The organism is Sphingomonas oryzagri, from assembly GCF_029906645.1.
Lineage (GTDB): Bacteria > Pseudomonadota > Alphaproteobacteria > Sphingomonadales > Sphingomonadaceae > Solisphingomonas > Solisphingomonas oryzagri.
The window spans coordinates 346,026-362,641 of record NZ_JARYGZ010000001.1 but is presented as its reverse complement, the minus strand read 5'-3'; the positions used below and the strand labels follow the sequence as shown (position 1 = coordinate 362,641).

Sequence of the window (16,616 nt, the reverse complement as noted above, 5' to 3'; positions counted from 1 at the left end):
CCTCAGAACTGCACGCGCTTGGTGTAGCCGCCGTCGATGATCAGGTTGGTTGCGGTGATCCAAGAGGCGGCAGGGCTGGCGAGGAAGAGGATGGCGTTGGCGACATCCTCGGTGGTGCCGAGCCGGCCGAGCGCGCAGGTCTCCTCGCTGGCCTTGTAGAAATCGGGGGCGCCGTTCTTCACGTCGTCCCAGTTGCCGCCCTCGAACCACACCGGCCCCGGCGAGATCGCGTTGACGCGGATGCCCTTCGGCCCCCACGCCTGCGCGAGCTGACCCGAATAGGTGAGGATCGTCGCCTTGATCGCGTTGAAGGCGTTGGGCGCGATGAAGGTCTCGGTCGCCGCGATGCTCGACATCATCACGATGGCGGCATGCTTCGACTTTTCCAGATAGGGCAGCAGCGCCTCGCAGCCCTGCACGGTGCCCAGCGTGTCCATGCGGAAGCACGCTTCCCAGTCCTGCGCCAGCTTGGAGCCGGACGCGCTGGCCGAGGGGATGAAGATGTCGCAGCCGCCTAGCTCGTCGGCGATGTCGGTCAGCAGCTTGGGATAGGCATCGAGATCGGCGAGGTCGCCCTTCTTGCCGACCACCTTCACGCCATGCTTGGTATAGGCCGCGACGGCATCGTCGATCTGGTCCTGGTTGCGCGAGAAGAAGCCGACGTCGGCGCCCTCGGCGGCGAACTTCTCCAGCGCCGTCCGCCCCGTGCCGCGGCTGCCGCCGGTGAGGATCACCTTCAATCCCTTGAGCCCGAGATCCACCAACCGTCTCCTTCGTGATGATAAGCCGCGCCTTCCATGCCCCATCGGCCGGCGCCGAGCGCCTATCCTTCGCGACAGTTTCGACAGGGATCAGTCGAAGCGGATCGGGCGGATCAGCGCGTTGCCCACGCCTTCGCGCGCGGCATCGGCGATCATCGCGTAGAAGCCGGTGAGCGAGGGCGTCGGGCTGTAGAGTTCGACCATGTGGCCATGCGTCGCCACCATGTCGATCATCGCGAAGACGAGGCCGGTGCCGGTCACCGCCCGGAGCGCGCAGTCGTGGCCCTGCGCGGCATAGGCCGCGATGCTCGCGTCCACATCGTCGACGAACAGGGCGACATGATGGATGCCCTCGCGGCCCGATCCTTCCGGATACATGTCGTGGAAAGCCGAGGGACCGGGATTGTTCTGCTGGACGAACTCGATCATCAGATCGCCCCACTGTCCGTAGGCCGAACTGTGATCCAGCTCCGCCGGCTCGCCCCGATAGAGGCAGGCGGCCAGCGGGATATTGTCCGCGACATAATAAGGGCCGGAGCCGAACAGCGCGTGATGCCGCGCCGCCGCCGCCCGCACGTCCGCCACGAAATAGGCGATCTGGCGGATCGGCAGGACGGTCACGATCAGAGCGCGATCATGCCGGCGGTGGAGCCTCCGTCGATGCCATATTCGGATCCGGTAACGAACGCCGCCTCGTCCGACGCGAGATAGGCGACGAGGCCGGCAATCTCCTCCACGCTCGCCATCCGCTTCATCGGCGCCAGGCCCTCCAGCAGCGCGCGGGCGGCGGCGGGATCGGGCGCGCCGGCGATCGCGTCCGAGATCAGCTGCGTCTCCACCACGCCGGGGTGGATCGAATTGCAGCGGATGTTGAGGCCGTTCACCGCGCAGTGCATCGCGATCGACTTGGACAGCAGGCGCAGCGCACCCTTGGTGGTCGAGTAACCGACGTTCCCCGCCAGCGCGAGGATGCCGTTCATCGAGCTGTTGAGGATGATCGATCCGCCCGATCCGCCCGGATTGTCGCGCATTAGGCGGATGGCGTGCTGCGCGGTCAGCATCGGCCCGGTGAGGTTGACCTCGACGATCTGATCCCAGGCTTCGGGCGTGATCCCCTCGATATTGGTGTCGCCACCCTCGATCCCGGCATTGGCGAAGGCGATGTCGAGCCGGCCGCAGCGATCGCGGATCGTCGCCACGACCTGATCCCAGCCGGCGCGATCCTCGATGCTGTGGGCGACGAAGATGCCGCCGGTCTCCGCCTCGATCGGGCGCGCCGCCTCGGCCTTGCGACCGGTGAACACCACCGTCGCGCCCTCGCTCGCCAGCCGGCGGACCGTGGCGGCACCGATGCCGTTCGTCCCGCCCGTCACCAGCGCCACCTTGCCGTCCAGTCGCCGCATCGCCGTTCGCCTTCATCCTCGCCAGCCCTGTTTTTCGCGCACCGCCACAGCCTGCGCAAACTGTGCTTTTGACGGGGCAACGGCTCGCGTCCGGGCCTGCGCCGAAACCGCTCTGTCGCCGGAATGACTTGCTAAAGGGATAGGGTCGCCGTAGATTTTGACACGCAGAAGATAATTGAGCGAATCGGAGAGGGCAAAATGACTCTGGACATCGATTCCGTCCGCATCGCGAAACCGCGCGACGTGCGGCCAGCCGCCGAGAATTTGCGTGCGATCGTGGCGGAAATGATGGATTTCCGCATCGCCCCCTGCCACAATATCGCATCGAAGCAGCCGATGCTCGACGCCGACGGCAACATCCTCGCCACCAGCGTCTTCGGCTGGACGGAGGACAGCGCGGATCGTTGGTGGCGGATGCCCCGCCTCGCGCTCGTCTCACCGCTCCCGACCGCCTGCCGCTACGAAAGCGAACCCTTCTGGTGCAACGCCGAAGGCTTCCGCACCGCCGCGCACAACCCCCTGCTCGACGCCATCGACATCACCAATTTCGAGCGGCGCGGGCTGAGTCCGGCCTCGATCGTGGTGCCCGTGCACCTGCCCTTCGGCCAGATCGGCGCCGCCAGCTTCGTGCCGCGCGATCGCGGGCATACCGATCTTTCCGCCGAGTTCGCCGCGCACAGCGACACGCTCGGCCTGCTGATCCGCACCTTCATCTCGGGCTATGTTCGCACGATGTGCGAGCCGGAGCGCGTGCCGGTCGGCCCGGCCCTCTCCAAGCGCGAGGTCGAGTGCCTGCGCTGGGCGGCGGTCGGCAAGACCGATTACGAGATCAGCCTGATCATGGCGCGCAGCCGCGCCACCGTGCGCTTCCACATGCACAACGCCTCGATGAAGCTCGACGCGGTGAACCGCAGCCAGACGCTCTTCAAGGCGACCCAGCTCGGCTATATCGGGCTTCATTCCTGATCGGATAGACCGCAAAGGAAAGGGCCGGCGTCCCGCAGCGGACGCCGGCCCTTTCTTATTGGCCGAAACGGATGGATGGCCTCAGCGGGCCATCCATTTCTCCAGATTCTCGTGGAAGAAACGCACGCGCCGCTCCTGCCACGCGAGATAGTCGCGCTTGTAGCCGCGCGAGCGCAGGCCGCGCTGCTGGTAGCCCCAGACATCGACGTCCTGGCTGATGCCCGGCCCCATATCGACTTCGCCCACCTTGCCCTGCACGTGCGGTGCCGGCACGCTGACATCGACCCACTCGGTCATGCTCTGCGAGTAGTAACGCTCGGTCCCCTCGGGGAAGAGCGTCATGTACCACATGTCGAAATAGCATTTCTCGGGATCGGTCTCGTGCGGGCGACCGCGCAGCCAGATATTGCCGTCGGGCTTCAGGCTGAACGACAGGTTCGGGAAGATCGTGAAATGCCAGTGATCGGTCAGCTGGTCATCATGGTAGGTGGAGAAGTCGTAGCCTTTCGACGCACCCTTCTCGCGCTTGGCCTTCTGCAGCGCGAGGCGAATCTCGCCGGTCTTGCCGCCACGGAACTGCTCGGGGTCGAGGCCCCAGAAAGCCAGCTCCTGCGCCAGCTGGTCGAGCGTCTCGTTCTCGCCGCCGCGCAACGTCTTGGTCGGCCCCGCGCCCGGCATGAACATGCGGGCATGGCCTTCGGGGAAGAGGTCGAACTGACAGAATTTGTGGGAATATTCCATCACGAACTTGGTCTGCGGATGGACGAAGGGGACGTGGTAGCTCTCGTTGAAATTGTCCTGGATGAGCTTCCAGTTGAACTCGCCCTCGATCGTCATCCAATGGGTACGGACCATCTTGTCCATCGGATAGGTGTCGATCATGTCGACGATCGGGCCGAGGAAGCTCTTAAGCGGTGCGGCGTCCTTGTCCATGTTGAACCAGACGAAGCCGGCCCATACCTCGCACTGGATCTCGACCATGTTGGTCTTGCCACACGGCGATCCCTGAACGAAGTCCGCCTCGTCCGGCACCGTCTTCAGGATGCCTTTCAGATTGTAGGCCCAGCCGTGATAGGGGCAGACCAGCCGCTTGGCGTTGCCGCTGCCGTTGGGCACCACCGGCATGCCGCGATGCTGGCAGACGTTGTAGAAGGCGCGCACCACATCGTCCTCGCCGCGTACGCACACGATCGTCTCGGTGCCGAGATCGGCGGTGAACCAGTCGCCCACCTTCTGCACCTGCTGGGCGACGCCGGCGATCTGCCAGGTCTTGGTCCAGATCATCTCCCATTCGCGATCCGCCCACTCCTTGGAGTAATAGCGGTCCGGCGTGATGGGGGTGTCCTTGAAATTCGGCTCGGGGAATTTCGACATGTCCGCCCGCGGGCGGGATTTGGGATCGATCACGGTCGCCATGGGATCACCTTTCCGTAAATTCGCCAATAGGTCCGGGCTTCAGGCGCCCGTGTAATAGGGGTCGTCGGGCTTGCGCCGGCCGACCCGCAGAAGGTTGCCGTAGAGATCGCCCTCCCACCGCGCGGTGGAGGGCTGGTTGCGGTTCCAGTCGTGGACGTAGCGCCGCTCCGCGATCCGCCATTCGGAGCCGCGCCGCTCCAGCCGATCGAGATAGCGGCCGCCGACCTCCATCTCGAAGGGACCGTCCGGGCCGTCGACCTCGTGATAGGCACGGCAATAGGTTTCGGCGGTGGCAGCCTCGCCATCGATCTCGACGACCATGTTGCCGAGGAAATGCTGGGTGCGCCGCATCTGCGCGAGCGCAACCACCACCCCTTCCGACCATTCCAGCGCATCGCCCGGCCCGGTGCCGTAGTCGGCGGTCGCGCCCGGCCACCAGACGGCGCGCAGCGTCTCGATATCGCAGCGGTCGATACCGCGTGCGTAGAGCGTCAGAAGCCGGCGGATGGCGAGCTGGTCGGCGACCTCGGCGGTCGTCCTGTCCTCGACGTCGATCATCGGACCCTCATCTCCTCGCGGCGGCAGCTCAGATCGTGGGGCGCACGCGCGCCGAGCGGGAAATGGCCCGCCTTCATCAGCCCGTCGGCGGCCGGCTCGGTCCGCACCCAGTCGACCAGTTCGCTGCGATGCGCGATCTTCCAGGCGCCGGCGCGACGCTCGTAGCGATCGACGTAGCGGCCGGAGACCCAGAGATCCTCCTCCTCGCCCGCCTCGCTCTCGGTGCGGTGGAACGCCTGAAAATAGACCTCGCCAAACGCGGTGTCCGCGCTCTCGAAGTCGATCCGCACCTGCCCGATCATGTGATGGTTGGCATGATGCGGGGTCAGCACCCTTTGCGCGAAGGCGACGAAACCGTCGGCATCGCCGCGCCAGCCATCGCCATAATCGGTGGTGGCATCGTCATGGAAGACCGATCGGTGCAGCACCGGGTCGAGCCGATCCTGCCCGCGCATGTAATCGCACAGCAGGTCATAGATGGCGTGCCACGAGGTCAGCCGGTCGATCGGGTCCATCGCCGCCATCATGTCCGCGCCATGACCTCGTCGATCGTCTGGTGGAAGCGGCGAATGCGCGCCTCCTGATAGTTGCCGAGCGTCTGGCCGCGCTTCGCCGAGGCCTGGAAGCCGCGATACTGCATCTCCAGATTGTTGGTGTCCTGATCGTAGACCGCGCCGAGGCCGGGGTTCATGCCGGGCGCATCCGCATAGGATTCGTGCGCGGCGACCGGGATCGGATCGGGCGGGAATTCCTCCGGCGCATCGTCCGGCACGATCTTCAGGAAGACGAGATCGAACATCGATCGGCCGGGGTCCATCCCGATCGGGCGGAAGCGGTAGATCATCGGCAGCGACACGCCGGGGAACAGGCACATGTTCGGAAAGAAGTGATACTCGATCGAATCGAGCATCTCGCTGTCCGAATAGGCGGCCAGGTCGACGCCCCACTGGCCGCCCAGTTCCTCGCGCAGCTTTTCCGCCGCGACCGACCGGGCGGTGCGCCCCTCCGGCACGACCCCGCCGCCGCCGCGCATCTTGTCGAAGATTTCCTGCTGGGTCTGCGGCTCGGTGTAATGCGGGCTGGGATAGCCGATGGTGTGGACGAAGCGCGTCACGTAATCGCTGAACACGTCGTACTGCGCGTTGGCATCGCCCGCCGTGGCGAGGCCCTGCGAGTGCGTTTCGTAGACATGATAGGCCTCCAGGAACGCTTCCTGCGCGGCCTTCCAGTTGGTCGGCAGCTCTTTCTGGAGGTGCAGCGCGACGCGGCGCTTGGAGAGATCCCAGCGGCCCGAGAAATGCTCGGCGAGCGGGCCGAGCTGGTCGGCGAGCGGTTTCGCCTCCGGGTCCATGTTGATGAAGACGAAGCCGCCCCACAGCTCCACCTTTACCTCCGGCAGGCGATAGCCCTCGTCCGTGACGTGCGGGAAATCCCAGCGGCAGGGGATGTTTTTGATGCTGCCGTCGAGCTGCCAGCTCCAGCCGTGGAAGGGGCAGCGGAACTCGTCCACCGTGCCGGAGCTGTCCGACGGCTTGAGCTGCGTGCCGCGATGCAGGCAGGCGTTGTGATAGGCCTTGATCGTGTCCGGCGCGGTGCGCGTGACGAGGATCGAATAGCGGCCGATATCGTAGGTGAGATAGTCGCCGACCTCGGGCAGATGCTCCTCGCGGCACACCCATTGCCAGATCTTCGGCCAGAGCGACCTCATCTCGCGCTCGAAGAACTCCGGCGAGATATAGCGATCGTAGGAAACGTCGCCGTCGCCGAGAAATTCGTAGGCCTCCGCGACGAGTTGGTCCGGCACCTGCCAGCCGTCGTCGAGGATGATGTCGCGCGTGCTGGGGCCGGGGCAGCGATGCCCGCCCGGACCGATCGGCTTGGGATCGTCGAGCGCCATGGTCGCTCCTCTCGATGCTCGCCGTTTTGAATCGGCTTGTCGTAACAGCAGAACGCTCATACTTTTTACATCACGTGTCAATATCTCGGAATCACTCATGGACCATCCCGCCGGCCCGATCGACGACATCCGGGCGAAAGGCGCCGTCTCGGTCACGCTCGGCACATGGCAGGTGATGGTGGCGGTTCTCGGAACGGACGTCGTGGCGGTCGAGGATCGCTGCACCCACCAGGATACACCGCTTTGCGGGGGCCGCATCCGCAACGGCCGAGTCGCCTGCCCCCGCCACGGCGCGATGTTCGATCTGCGCACCGGCAAGTCCTTCGCGCCGATCGCGCCCCGTCCGCTGACCGTTTTTCCTGCCCGGATCGACGGCGAAACCGTGATCGTCACGCTTCCTGATTGAACAGATACGAATACGCGTTGCAGTTTTTGGAGGGTGGTGGATAATTACCTGGAGGAGAGAGCCGATGGATGCTGCACAGGTTGCGACGCTGCGCGCGCTGATGGACTATGAGGGCGCCCGCACGGCCCCGCCCAGAGGCTTCCCCGCTTTGCCCGACCTGCCCGGTGGCCGCTACACCGATCCCCGCTTCGAGGCGCTCGAACACCAGCAGCTCTGGCGCAAGAGCTGGCTGCTCGCCGGCCACATGGACGAACTGCCGCGCCATGGCTGCTTCAAGCAGTGGGAGATGGCGGGCCAGCCTGTCGTGCTGGTCCATGCCCGATCGGGCGAGGTCAACGCCTTCTACAATACCTGCAGCCATCGCGGCGCGCCCGTCGTTACCGAGCCATCGGGACGGCGCGCGCGGCTGACCTGCAAATATCATGGCTGGGTCTATGACGACGAGGGCCGGCTGGTCTCGATCCGCGATGCGGAGGATTATGCCGATCTCGATTTCTCCTGCCGCTCGCTCCGCCGCATCCGCTGCGAGCGCTACGGCAAGATGATCTTCGTCAATTTCGATCCGGACGCGCCCAGCCTGGCCGAATGGCTCGGCCCGATCGCCGACGAGTTCGCCGAATTCCGCTTCGACCAGATCCGCATGGTCGATCACTTCGTCTGGGATCTCGACTGCAACTGGAAGATCGCGATGGAGGCGAACATGGAGGTCTACCATGTTCCCAACATCCACCCGACCACGGTGGCGGCGGGGCTGAACCACCGCCGCAACGTCAACAGCTTCTACCGCTTCGGCCACGGCCGGATGGTGGCGCCGGGCTGGGAGGATGGCGCGCCGGCGCGCAACTATCGCACCGCGAGCACCGCGCAGGGCACGCCGCGCCTCGAAATCCCGGACGTCGGCGAGATCGGGCGAACCTGCACCCAATCCTATAATCTCTTCCCCAACTGGGTCTCGCCGCTGGGGCCGACCGGCTATTTCGTGCTGAACTTCTGGCCGAACGGCATCGACAAGTCGCGCATGGAGGTCTGGTGGTTCGGACCGGACTGGGGCGAAGGCGCGCGGCCCGATTATTGGGACACGACCATCACCTATCTCGATTCGGTGCTGGAAGAGGATACCCAGTTCGGCAAGTTCATCCAGAAATCCCAGGAATCCTATGGGTTCGAGGGCGTTCCTCTCAGCTATCAGGAAGCGCGCATCTACCACTGGCACCAGCAGGCCGACGCGCTGATCGGGCCGGAGAAGATCCCGCCCGAACTGCGCGTCGAGCCGGTGATGACCAGCGACTGGATCGTCCCCAACGATCCGCGCGTCGAGGAGATGAAGCTGGCGGTCGCGGCGGAATAGCCGCCCCTCTTCTTTGTGTCGGGTGCGGTGGGCGAGCGCCTGCCCCACCCTGCCCGCCGGACACAGATGGAGGGGACATATGCTTTGGCGCATCGCCGCGCGGCCGACCGGCCGCAAGCTCACGGCCGAGGACTTCACGCGCGTCGACGATCCCGCGACCGAGCCGCTGGGCGAGAACGGGGTGCGCGTCCGCACGCTGCTGCTGTCCTGCGATCCTGCTCAGAAGGGCTGGATGGAGAATGCCGGCGGCTATGCCGCGCCAACCGAGGTGGGCGACGTGATGCCTGCCTTCGGCATCGCGCAGGTGATAGAATCGAGCGCGCCGGGCTTCAAGGCCGGGGATTTCGTCGAAGGATCGATCGGCTGGCGCCACGAGGGCGTGCTGCCGCCGCGCCTGATCGAGCGGATCGAAGCCAGCCCGGAGACGCTGCCGCTCCACCTCGGCGCGCTCGGCGGCACCGGGCTGACGGCATATTTCGGGATGCTCAAGGTCGGCCGCCCCTTCCCCGGCGACACGGTGGTGGTGACCGGTGCTGCGGGTGCCGTCGGATCGGTCGCCGGGCAGATCGCCAAGATCGGCGGCTGCCGGGTGATCGGCATCGCGGGCGGCCCTGACAAGTGCCGCTGGCTGACCGACGAACTCGGCTTCGACGCGGCGATCGACTACCGCGAAGGGGATGTCGGCCGTCAGCTCAAGGAACTGGCGCCTGGCGGCATCGACGTGCTGTGGGACAATGTCGGCGGCGAGATCCTCGACAAGCTGCTGGCCCGCATCGCCATGCACGCGCGCGTCGTGATCTGCGGCGGCATCGCGCGTTACGAGCAGCCCGGCCGCCCCGCCGGCCCCTCCAATTACTTCAACATCGTGTTCAAGCGCGCGACGATGGGCGGCTTCATCACCAGCGATTACGAGACCGAATATGCCACCGCCCGCGCCCGCCTCGCCGGCTGGGTGAAGGAAGGCCGGCTGATCCACCGCGAGGACATGGCCGAGGGGCTGGAGAATGCGCCCGAGACGCTGATGCGCCTCTATCGCGGCGACAATGTCGGCAAGCTGGTGCTGAAGGTCGCGGACCCGGTGTGAGTGAATATCCTCCCCCTTGCGGGGGAGGATTATCTCACATCAGAACTGCACGCGCTTGGTGTAGCCGCCGTCGATCACGATGTTGGTGCCGGTCGTGTAGGACGAGGCCGGGCTGGAGACGAACACCACGGTGCGCGCCACTTCCTCGGCATTGCCGAAGCGACCCATCGCCATCTGCGCCTCGGTCGCGGCGTAGAAGTCCGGCATCCCTTCCTTGATCTTCGACCAGTTGCCGCCGGGAAACCAGATCGGGCCGGGCGAGACGGTGTTCACGCGGATACCCTTCGGACCCCACGCCTGGCTGAGCTGGCTGCCATAGGTGATCAGCGCCGCCTTGAGCGCGTTGAACGCAGCGGGCTGGATGAACGTCTCGATCGCCGCCGTGCTGGACATCAGCGTCACCGCCGGCGCGTCCGACTTTTCCAGCCAGGGCAGCATCGCGGTGCAACCGTCGACCGTGCCGCGAATGTCGTAGCGATAGGTCATGTCCCAGTCGCCGGTGCCGCCCGCGCCGGACGAACTGACGTTGGGAATGAAGATGTCGCACCCGCCGAGCGCGGTCGCCGCCTTCTCCAGCCATTCGAGATAGCCGTCGCCCGCCATGTCGAGCGCGTCGCCGATCACCTTGTGGCCGCGCTTTTCCAGCGACGCCTTCGTTTCCGCCACCTGATCGGCGCTGCGCGAGAAGAAGGCGATGTCGCAGCCTTCGTCCGCGAAGATTTCCAGCGCCGCGCGGCCGAGGCCGCGGCTGCCGCCGGTGAGGATGACCTTCTTGCCCTTCAGTCCCAGTTCCATCGCGTCTCTCCCGCCTTGTGCTTATGCCGTCATCCGCGCGATCGCCGGCTCGCAGGCCCAGCCGATGCCGCGCCGGAGCAGATCGTAGAAGATCGGCTGCTGCCAGCCGCAGCGATCGACCTCCGGCCACCAGTCGCTCACCGGCTCCAGATCGTAATGGCCCCGGCAATGGCCGAGCGTGAGGTAGAGCACCGCGCCCTCGCCGATCCTGCGGATGTAGAAGACCGGGTGACGGCCATGCGCCCATTGATCGTCGACGAAGCCCGCCGTCTCGCCGCCGAATTCGGTGTCGAGCAGCACATGCGTCTCGGCGGTCGGGCGGCTGAGATACAGCTCGTCTACCACCTCGAACGAGGACAGTCCCTCGACCAGCCTGTGGCCCTTGTCAGCGACGTCCACCGTATAGGGGCCGATCGGCGGGTGCGAGCTGAAGCGCGAACCCAGCGTCTCCATGAAATGCGGCGCCCAATCCGGCGCGTCGACCTTGCCGTTTTCGAGGAAGCGCAGGATCGAATTGGTGCCGTGCAGCGCGTAGTAGCGTCCGCCACCCGCGACATAAGCGCGCAGCGCCTCCTGCGCCTTCAGGCTCGGCGTCACGTCGCAGGTGTAGCTGATCACGAGATCGGCCTTCGCGATCGCGTCCACCGCCTCGAAATCCTCAAACACGCGGGTGCGGATGCGCTCGTCCTCGGCCAGCAGCTTGAGCAGCTCCAGCCGCGCGAAATCGATGTCGTGATATTTGCCGCCGGCGATCAGCACGCAGTCGATACGGCGCTGGTCCGGCTTACGATCGGCCATCAGTTCCTCCCCCGGATCGGGTCCGTCCCGTCCCAGTTGCGATGCGCCTCGCGCATCATCGCGAAGCCGTCGCGGCCCGCCTGCCCGATCTGGAGATATTCCATCACGGTGCCGGGGCCGCCGCCGGTATCGACATAGATCACCGCGCCCGCGCCACCGGGCAGCTCGCCCTCCTGCAGCACGGTGCCGCCGATCGCGACGACGCGCCGGCGCGCCTCCGCGATGTCGTCGACCAGCACGCACATATGCTGCACGCCCTCGCGCCCCGCGGCGAGCCATTCGGTGTACATGGAGGGCGCGTCGTTATGCTGGCGGATCAGCTCGATCTGGATGTCGCCGAGATAGCCGAGCGCCATCGAGAAATCGATGTCGCTCGGCTCCCCCCGGAACCTGATGTTCTCGAGTTGAACGTGATGCAACTCGAAGAACGGCCCCGCCCCCATGCCGATCCAGTAGCGGAGCGCCGCATCGTAATCGCGCGGGCAGTAGCTCAGCTGCATGATCGGCCCGAGCGCCGCGAGGCTGGCCGCCGGATCGCTCATTCGGCGGCCTTCATATGCGCCATCACCGATGCCGTGATCTCGGACTTCCAGGGATTGCGGCGCAGCGTCAGGCCGCCGTTCACCTGCAAATTCTGGCCGGTCATGAAGCATTCGTCGGAGGACAGCCACACCACGGCGGCGGCGATATCGTCCGAAGTGCCGATGCGGCCGAGCGGATAGCCGGGCAGGAACGCCTCCCACACGCCCGGCGTCGAGGCGCTGGCGGCGGTCATCGGCGTCTCGGTGAGGCCGGGAGAGATCGAGTTGGCCTTGATCCCCCGATCGCCGAACTCGTTGGCGATGCAGCGGATGACGTGATCGGTGCCCGCCTTGGTGCCCATATAGGCGGCGTGGTCGTTGAGCATGATCGTCGCCGTCGCCGACGAGATCTGGATCAGCGAGCCACCGTCCTTCATCGCCTCGATCATCGACTGGAAGAACAGGAACGGCCCCTTGAACTGGAGGTCGCCGATCTTCTGCAATTCCTCGGCCGTGGTCTCCAGGAAGGGCTTGAGGAAGCCCCAGCCGGTGGCGTTCACCGCAATGTCGACGCCGCCCATATGCTTCACGGCGGCGGCGGCGAGCGCGTCGTTCGCGGCCTTGTCGGTGATGTCGCAGAGCGCGGAGAAGGCCTTGCCGGGGTTCTTCGCGACGAACTCGTCCAGATATTCGGGCTTGCGGCCCGACACCACCACCTGCGCGCCCTCGTCGACGAGGCGCTGGGCGATCACCTGGCCCATATTGTCCTTGCCGGCGGCGCCGAGCACGACCGCCCTCCTGCCTTCGAGTTTCATCGCATCCTCCTCCTCGTGTCGTCAGCCGCCGATCGTGCGATCGGACGGCCAATAGGGCTTGCGCAGCTGGCGCTTGTTGACCTTGCCCATGGCGTTGCGTCCGACGTCGGGCACGAAATCGTAGGTGCGCGGGCATTTGTACCCGGCGAGCCGTTCGCGGCAGAAACCGGCGAGGTCGGCGGCGGCAGGCTGGTGCCCGTTGCGCAGCACGACGAGCGCCTTCACCTCCTCGCCCATGTCCTTGTTGGGCACGCCGATCACCGCGACATCCTCGATGTCGGGATGCTCGATCAGCACCTGCTCGATCTCGGCCGGGTAGATGTTGACCCCGCCCGACACGATCATGTCGGACACGCGATCGGTGATGAAGACATAGCCGTCTGCATCGACATAGCCGACGTCGCCCAGCGTGAAGACGCCCGGCTCGATATGGACGCTGGCGGTCTTTTCCGGATCCTTGTGGTAGATCACGCCGCGCCCGTTGGTGTCGCGGAAATAGAGCTGCCCAGCCTCGCCGATGCCGAGCCGCGTGCCGTCCTCGGCGATCACCACCACCTCGAATGGGGGCACCGCCTTGCCGACCGATCCGGGCTTGGCGAGCCATTCCTCCGACGTGATCAGGTTGGTGGTGCCGCTCTCGGTGCCGCCATACGCCTCGGACAGCACCGGGCCGAACCAGGCGATCATGGCACGCTTCACCTCGGGCGGGCAGGCCGCGCCGGTGTGCGCAATCATGGTGAGGCTGGAGACGTCGTAACGGCCGCGCACCTCCTCGGGCAGCGCGAGCAGGCGCTGGAAGTGGGTGGGCACCATCACGCTGGTGCCGATCTTCCAGCGATCGATCGCGGCGAGCAACGCTTCGGCATCGAAGCGCGACAGCACGACCTGCGGCTTTCCCCCGCCAAGCTGGCGCGCGGCGCCGAGCGGGCCGGTGTGGTAGAGCGGGCCGACGACGACGCCCGCGCCGCTCGCCCCCTCCTCCACCGCCTGCCGCAGCGCCGCGAAAAGGCCGGCGACATCGTCCGCCTGCGGCAGCATGTTGGGCGGCGTCTCGGTGCCCTTGGGCCTGCCCGTGGTGCCCGACGTATAGTGGAGATAGGGCCTGGGCGGCATGTCGGTCGGCGGCTCGTCCGCGCTGGCAGAGGCGAGCCAGTCGTCCCACGATTGCAGCCCCTCGGTCGGCGGGCAGCGCCAGCCGACGACCCTGGCGACACCCGCTTCCTTCGCGGCGGCGAGGCCGACGGCAGCCGTCTCCGGCCCGACGAACAGGATCTCGGCGTCGCTGTCCGTCAGGATGTAGGCGAGTTCCGGCGGGGTCAGGTGGAAATTGGCCGGCACGCTGGAGACGCCGGCATGCAGCCCGCACAGATAGGCGAGCAGGGTCTCGACCGCATTGTGCGCGAACACCGCGATGCGGCGCGTCGGCGCGAAGGGAAAGGCGAGCAGCGCGTTGGTGCCGCGATTGAGGATCGGATCCAGCGCCGCCCAGCTCAGCTCCTGGCGATCGTCGACCACCGCCATGGCGTCCGCCGTCGTCCGTGCCCGTTCCGCCGCTGCCAGTGACACCCGTTTTTCTCCTACGCCTGTTCTTCGCGCCAGGCCGCCGCTTCGTCCAGCGCCCGGCGAAAATGCCCGAGGCTGAGCCAGATGCAGACCGCACCAATGGGATAGTTGACCGCCGCCATCGTCGCGAGCGTCAGCCCCAGCGACCGGCCGGCGAAGACATGGTCGCCGATCAGCCCGCCGAGCAAAGGCCCGAGCGTGAAGCTCAGGAAGTTCACGACGACGAGATAGAGCGCGATGATCCGCCCGCGCAGCTCGTTCGGGACGACCGAGGCGAGCGCCGAATTGCCCAGCCCATTGGGCCAGCCCATGAAGAAGGTGGCGCCCGCGAACAGCAGCAGCGCGAGGCCGTAGCCCGGCACCAGCGGCGCCGCGATACCGAGCGGGATCAGCGCCAGCGAAGCGACGAGCACGAGCCGCAGCGTCGCATCCGGCCGCCCGGCGCGCATCATCCGGCCGGAGAGCAGCCCGGCGATCCAGCTCCCCGCCCCACCCATCACCAGCGCGAGGATGCCGAAATCGAAGCCCGCCGTCGCGCGGGAGACGTGATGGTCGCGGACCAGCAGCTCGACGATCCAGAAGAACAGCCCCCAGCCCTGCATGGCGAGCGCGGTGTAGGCGATGAACATCAGCGCCAGGAACGCGCCACGCCGGCGCAGCAGATCGAGCACCGCGCGCATCGGAATGCCGCCCTCGCCCTGCACCGCCTGCCCAGTGCGCGGCGGCTCCGCGACGGAGAAGCCGATGAGCGCCAGCACGATGCCCGGCACGCCGACCATCACGAACATCGCCTGCCACGGCTGCACGGTGCCGATCAGCGGCAGCGCCACCCGGCCCATCGCCTCCAGCCGATCGACCACCAGCCCGCCCGCCATGTTGGCGATGCCGACGCCCAGCAGCGGCGCCGCCGCGAACAGGCCGAGCGCCATCGGCAGCCGCTTGCGGTCGAAATAATCGGCGAGCAGCGAGACCGATGTCGGGATGAGCGCCGCCTCGCCCACCCCCACGCACATCCGCGCGAAGAAGAGCTGGCCGTAGCTCGCCGCCAGACCGCAGGCGATCGTCGCCGCGCTCCAGAAGGCGACCGCGCCGATCACGATGCGGCGGCGCGATCCGCGATCGGCCCACCACGCCATCGGCAGCGTCAGGATCGTGTAGAAGAGCGTGAAGGCGAGGCCGCCGAGCAGCCCCATCATCGAATCGCTGACGCCCAGATCGCGCTTCACCGGGCCGATCATCAGCGCCAGCACCTGCCGGTCGATCACCGACATCGTGGACGCGACAGTCAGGAAGATCGCGACATACCAACGATACGCAGCGCTGCCGGCGCCATCCCGCACCGCCGGCCCATCGTCGCGATCGAGGCCGACCGTCGCGTGCATCAGCCGCGCCCGCGCTCCGCCATCGAACGGCCGGTATTGCCGGCCAGCCCGTCGCCCATCACCAGATCGTTCTGCGCATGGGCGAAGTGGTGCATGTGGAAGACCGCGTCCATCACGGTGCGCTTGCCCGCCGCATCCTCGACATGGTTGACCGCCTGCTTGGTGAGCGCCAGCGCCATGCGCGGCAGGCCCGCCATCTTCTCGGCCATCGCGCGCACCTCGGCCTCCAGCGCGTCGCGCGGCACGATGCGGTTAACCATGCCGAGCTGGTAGGCGCGCTCCGCCGGCATCCGCTCGCCGAGCAGCAGCATCTCCTTGGCGATACGCGGCGGCAGTTCGTAGCCGTGGGCGAAATATTCGACACCCGGTATGCCCATCTTGACCACCGGATCCTGAAAGAAGGCGTCGTCCGATGCGACGATCAGATCGCACACCCAGGCGAGCATCAACCCGCCCGCGATGCAGGCGCCCTGCACCATCGCGATGGTCGGCTTGGGCAGATCGCGCCAGCGTCGGCAGAGGCCGAGATAGATCTCCTGCTCGCGCGCATAGGTGCGCTCGGCGCCAGGCTTGTTGCTGTGATCGTACCAGAGCGTGCGGCGCTGCGCGGCCGGCGCGTGGATGTCGCGGCCCGGCGTGCCGATGTCATGGCCTGCCGAGAAATGCTTGCCGCCCGCGCCGAGCACCACGACCTTGATCGCATCGTCCGCCGCCGCGCGCTCGAACGCGGCGTCCAGCGCATAGGTCATCTGGCCGTTCTGGGCATGGTGGAACGCCGGGCGGTTCAGCATGATCCACGCGACCGGGCCTTCGGTGCGGTACAGCACCGGCTCGTCGGTCTCGTAGGTGATCGGTTCGACGGTCGGTTCGACGAGCGCGTCCATGGCACTCTCCTGCGGCGGG

18 protein-coding genes are annotated in these 16,616 nt (G+C 66.6%); 4 read left to right on the top strand and 14 right to left on the bottom strand.

Annotation, left to right across the window (positions count from 1 at the left end):
• Positions 1 to 2: 2 nt before the first annotated feature.
• The 3 genes from QGN17_RS01745 to QGN17_RS01735 all read right to left on the bottom strand — a co-directional run bounded on the left by QGN17_RS01745 (position 3) and on the right by QGN17_RS01735 (position 2,164).
• Complete coding sequence (locus QGN17_RS01745) at positions 3 to 761, bottom strand: SDR family NAD(P)-dependent oxidoreductase (protein WP_281042796.1); 759 nt, start codon at positions 759 to 761, stop codon at positions 3 to 5.
• 90 nt (positions 762 to 851) lie between these two features.
• The gene (locus QGN17_RS01740) at positions 852 to 1,382 is read right to left on the bottom strand and encodes a VOC family protein (RefSeq protein WP_281042795.1); all 531 of its coding nucleotides are present in this window, start codon (positions 1,380 to 1,382) and stop codon (positions 852 to 854) included.
• Between the two features lie 2 nt (positions 1,383 to 1,384).
• The gene (locus tag QGN17_RS01735; protein WP_281042794.1) at positions 1,385 to 2,164 is read right to left on the bottom strand and encodes an SDR family NAD(P)-dependent oxidoreductase; all 780 of its coding nucleotides are present in this window, start codon (positions 2,162 to 2,164) and stop codon (positions 1,385 to 1,387) included.
• 198 nt (positions 2,165 to 2,362) lie between these two features.
• Between QGN17_RS01735 and QGN17_RS01730 the strand changes: the two genes are divergently transcribed.
• Positions 2,363 to 3,130, top strand: a complete 768-nt coding sequence (locus QGN17_RS01730; RefSeq protein WP_281042793.1) for a helix-turn-helix transcriptional regulator — start codon at positions 2,363 to 2,365, stop codon at positions 3,128 to 3,130.
• 81 nt (positions 3,131 to 3,211) lie between these two features.
• Here the strand turns inward: QGN17_RS01730 and QGN17_RS01725 are convergent, their stop codons facing one another.
• From QGN17_RS01725 to QGN17_RS01710, 4 genes are read right to left on the bottom strand one after another with little or no spacing between them, the layout of a single operon-like run.
• Positions 3,212 to 4,546: an aromatic ring-hydroxylating oxygenase subunit alpha gene (locus QGN17_RS01725; protein WP_281042792.1), complete on the bottom strand. Its 1,335-nt coding sequence runs from the start codon at positions 4,544 to 4,546 to the stop codon at positions 3,212 to 3,214.
• Between the two features lie 39 nt (positions 4,547 to 4,585).
• Complete coding sequence (locus QGN17_RS01720) at positions 4,586 to 5,104, bottom strand: nuclear transport factor 2 family protein (protein WP_281042791.1); 519 nt, start codon at positions 5,102 to 5,104, stop codon at positions 4,586 to 4,588.
• Complete coding sequence (locus QGN17_RS01715) at positions 5,101 to 5,631, bottom strand: nuclear transport factor 2 family protein (RefSeq protein ID WP_281042790.1); 531 nt, start codon at positions 5,629 to 5,631, stop codon at positions 5,101 to 5,103. The genes QGN17_RS01720 and QGN17_RS01715 overlap by 4 nt, the downstream gene beginning before the upstream one ends.
• Entirely contained in the window at positions 5,628 to 7,001 is a 1,374-nt protein-coding gene (locus QGN17_RS01710; protein WP_281042789.1) for an aromatic ring-hydroxylating dioxygenase subunit alpha, read from the bottom strand. The genes QGN17_RS01715 and QGN17_RS01710 overlap by 4 nt, the downstream gene beginning before the upstream one ends.
• A 97-nt stretch (positions 7,002 to 7,098) precedes the next feature.
• Between QGN17_RS01710 and QGN17_RS01705 the strand changes: the two genes are divergently transcribed.
• The 3 genes from QGN17_RS01705 to QGN17_RS01695 all read left to right on the top strand — a co-directional run bounded on the left by QGN17_RS01705 (position 7,099) and on the right by QGN17_RS01695 (position 9,839).
• Positions 7,099 to 7,407, top strand: a complete 309-nt coding sequence (locus QGN17_RS01705) for a Rieske (2Fe-2S) protein (protein ID WP_281042788.1) — start codon at positions 7,099 to 7,101, stop codon at positions 7,405 to 7,407.
• 64 nt (positions 7,408 to 7,471) lie between these two features.
• Positions 7,472 to 8,755 carry an aromatic ring-hydroxylating oxygenase subunit alpha gene (locus QGN17_RS01700; RefSeq protein WP_281042787.1) on the top strand — a complete coding sequence of 428 codons (1,284 nt, stop codon included), beginning with the start codon at positions 7,472 to 7,474 and terminating at the stop codon, positions 8,753 to 8,755.
• Positions 8,756 to 8,834: 79 nt separating this feature from the next.
• Positions 8,835 to 9,839 (top strand): NADP-dependent oxidoreductase, encoded by a 1,005-nt coding sequence (locus tag QGN17_RS01695; protein WP_281042786.1) that lies wholly within the window; start codon positions 8,835 to 8,837, stop codon positions 9,837 to 9,839.
• A 39-nt stretch (positions 9,840 to 9,878) separates the two neighbouring features.
• Here the strand turns inward: QGN17_RS01695 and QGN17_RS01690 are convergent, their stop codons facing one another.
• From QGN17_RS01690 to QGN17_RS01660, 7 genes are read right to left on the bottom strand one after another with little or no spacing between them, the layout of a single operon-like run.
• On the bottom strand, positions 9,879 to 10,634 hold the full coding sequence (locus tag QGN17_RS01690; RefSeq protein ID WP_281042785.1) for an SDR family NAD(P)-dependent oxidoreductase: 756 nt from the start codon (positions 10,632 to 10,634) through the stop codon (positions 9,879 to 9,881).
• 21 nt (positions 10,635 to 10,655) lie between these two features.
• Positions 10,656 to 11,432: a ThuA domain-containing protein gene (locus tag QGN17_RS01685; RefSeq protein WP_281042784.1), complete on the bottom strand. Its 777-nt coding sequence runs from the start codon at positions 11,430 to 11,432 to the stop codon at positions 10,656 to 10,658.
• The gene (locus tag QGN17_RS01680) at positions 11,432 to 11,974 is read right to left on the bottom strand and encodes a VOC family protein (RefSeq protein ID WP_281042783.1); all 543 of its coding nucleotides are present in this window, start codon (positions 11,972 to 11,974) and stop codon (positions 11,432 to 11,434) included. The genes QGN17_RS01685 and QGN17_RS01680 overlap by 1 nt, the downstream gene beginning before the upstream one ends.
• The gene (locus QGN17_RS01675) at positions 11,971 to 12,768 is read right to left on the bottom strand and encodes an SDR family NAD(P)-dependent oxidoreductase (protein ID WP_022690445.1); all 798 of its coding nucleotides are present in this window, start codon (positions 12,766 to 12,768) and stop codon (positions 11,971 to 11,973) included. The genes QGN17_RS01680 and QGN17_RS01675 overlap by 4 nt, the downstream gene beginning before the upstream one ends.
• 21 nt (positions 12,769 to 12,789) lie before the next feature.
• The gene (locus tag QGN17_RS01670; RefSeq protein WP_281042782.1) at positions 12,790 to 14,334 is read right to left on the bottom strand and encodes an AMP-binding protein; all 1,545 of its coding nucleotides are present in this window, start codon (positions 14,332 to 14,334) and stop codon (positions 12,790 to 12,792) included.
• 11 nt (positions 14,335 to 14,345) lie between these two features.
• Complete coding sequence (locus QGN17_RS01665) at positions 14,346 to 15,713, bottom strand: MFS transporter (RefSeq protein WP_281042781.1); 1,368 nt, start codon at positions 15,711 to 15,713, stop codon at positions 14,346 to 14,348.
• The gene (locus QGN17_RS01660) at positions 15,713 to 16,597 is read right to left on the bottom strand and encodes an enoyl-CoA hydratase (protein WP_281042780.1); all 885 of its coding nucleotides are present in this window, start codon (positions 16,595 to 16,597) and stop codon (positions 15,713 to 15,715) included. Before QGN17_RS01660 ends, QGN17_RS01665 begins: the two co-directional genes overlap by 1 nt.
• Positions 16,598 to 16,616: the final 19 nt, after the last annotated feature.